At 70.2% G+C, this 2,103-nt stretch carries 2 protein-coding genes; both read left to right on the forward strand.

What is annotated here, in order from left to right; translation table 11 throughout:
• The first annotated feature begins 263 nt into the window (after positions 1 to 263).
• Complete coding sequence (gene hemB / locus AOJ26_RS37750) at positions 264 to 1,256, forward strand: porphobilinogen synthase (protein WP_053852865.1); 993 nt, start codon at positions 264 to 266, stop codon at positions 1,254 to 1,256.
• Positions 1,257 to 1,547: 291 nt separating this feature from the next.
• On the forward strand, positions 1,548 to 1,907 hold the full coding sequence (locus tag AOJ26_RS37755) for a DUF805 domain-containing protein (protein ID WP_053852866.1): 360 nt from the start codon (positions 1,548 to 1,550) through the stop codon (positions 1,905 to 1,907).
• Positions 1,908 to 2,103 lie beyond the last annotated feature (196 nt).

Here is a 2,103-nt window from a genome sequence, read left to right on the forward strand (position 1 = left end):
GGGGTGGAGCGGGGGGCGTTGTCGGGTGCGGGTCGGTGGGGGCTGGTCGCGCAGTTCCCCGCGCCCCTGAGGGGGTGCAGTCGCCCGGGCCACGACGGGCCGTTCGCCGCCCTCGTCCGCCATGACGCATCAGGGGCGCGGGGAACTGCGCGACCAGCCACCGTGTGCCCGCAGGCGCCCGGCGGGCCTCCCCGGCCCAGCGCAGCGGTCCGTCCGACGTCGCGTCGGCAAAGGGGGGCTCGGGGCGGGCGTAGCGTAGGGATATGACGACGTACGGATCCTTTCCCGGTACCCGGCCCCGTCGGCTGCGGACCAACCCCGTCATGCGCCGCATGGTCGCCGAGACCCGCCTGCACCCCGCCGACTTCATCCTTCCGGCGTTTGTGCTGGAAGGGGCGAGCGAGCCCGTGCCGATCTCGGCGATGCCCGGGGTCGTGCAGCACACGCGGGACAGTCTGAAGAAGGCGGCCGCGGAGGCCGTGGCGGCCGGCGTCTCCGGGATCATGCTCTTCGGGGTGCCGGAGGAGTCGAAGAAGGACGCTGTCGGCACGCCGGGGACCGATCCGGACGGGATCCTGCAGGTCGCCATCCGGGACGTGCGGGCCGAGGTCGGCGACGAGCTGCTCGTGATGTCCGACCTGTGCCTGGACGAGACCACCGACCACGGGCACTGCGGGGTGCTGGACGCCGAGGGACGGGTCGACAACGACGCCACCCTGGAGCGGTACGCCGAGATGGCCCAGGTCCAGGCCGACGCGGGCGCCCATGTCGTGGGGCCCAGCGGGATGATGGACGGCCAGATCGGGGTCGTACGGGACGCCCTCGATCAGATCGGGCGGGAGGACGTCGCCATCCTCGCGTACACGGCCAAGTACGCGTCGGCCTTCTACGGGCCGTTCCGGGAGGCCGTCGCTTCCTCGTTGCAGGGGGACCGCAAGACCTACCAGCAGGATCCCGCGAACGCGCGCGAGTCGCTGCGGGAGCTCGCCCTCGACCTGGAGGAGGGCGCCGACATGGTGATGGTCAAGCCGGCCGGCCCCTATCTCGACATCCTCGCGCGGGTCGCGGACGCCGTCGACGTGCCGGTCGCCGCCTACCAGATCTCCGGTGAGTACTCGATGATCGAGGCCGCCGCCGAGAAGGGCTGGATCGACCGGGACCGGGCGATCCTGGAGACGCTGACCGGTATCAAGCGTGCCGGGGCGCGGAACATCCTCACCTACTGGGCCACCGAGGTGGCGCAGAAGCTCGGCTGACGAAGCCGCCGGGCGGCGTGTCGCGGCAACGGTTCGAGCTCGGTCCGGACACGGGCGGGGCTCGTTCCGGCCAACGTCCGACAACGGCCCCTGAGCGGCGCGGTGATCTTCTGGCGGTCTGTCCGGAATCCGCCCTCAGGGGTGGTGGATTTGTCGGAGTCTGGCAGGTGTGCGACTTGATGAACCGCTTACATCCGTCGAATTGACGAGTTCTCGACATCCTCCATATCTTCTGCGCCTGGCCTGATCCATTCGGAATGGTCCGAACGTCGATCCCTGGGGGACACCACCATGAACTACTTCCTCGATGTGCTGAAGAAGTACGCCGTGTTCAGCGGCCGCGCGCGCCGCAAGGAATACTGGATGTACACCCTGTTCGTCGCGATCATCTACATCGTGCTGGCCGTCATCGGTGTCGTGGCCAAGCAGGCGTGGATCCCGATCGTCTTCTACGTCGCCGTCCTGCTCCCCAGCCTCGCCGTCCTCGTGCGCCGCCTGCACGACACCGGCCGCAGCGGCTGGTGGGTCCTGTTCGGTCTGGTTCCGCTGGTCGGTGGCATCACCCTCTTCGTCTTCACCTGCCTCGACGGTGAGCCGGGCGAGAACAAGTACGGCGCCAACCCGAAGGGCTTCGCCCCGGCGCACGTGTGATGCGGTAGATCTGCTGCGAGGCCGCCCGGTCAGTCCCGGGCGGCCTTCTGGTTCTCCCCGGCGGTGGCGGCGGCCGCCCGGTCGGCGGCCGGACCCTCGTCGCGCACGCCCTGGCCGTCCTTGCAGCCCGTCAGGGCGGTGAGGGCGAGGAGGACGAGGAGGACGAGGAGGGCGGTCGCGGTGAGCCTGCGGGGGG

Source organism: Streptomyces sp. NRRL B-24085, from assembly GCF_001282115.1.
Lineage (GTDB): Bacteria > Actinomycetota > Actinomycetes > Streptomycetales > Streptomycetaceae > Streptomyces.

Excerpts from the sequence above, each read along its gene's own strand:
- hemB (WP_053852865.1), top strand. The coding sequence starts at position 264 with ATGACGACGTACGGATCCTTTCCCGGTACCCGGCCCCGTCGGCTGCGG.
- AOJ26_RS37755 (WP_053852866.1), top strand. The coding sequence starts at position 1,548 with ATGAACTACTTCCTCGATGTGCTGAAGAAGTACGCCGTGTTCAGCGGC.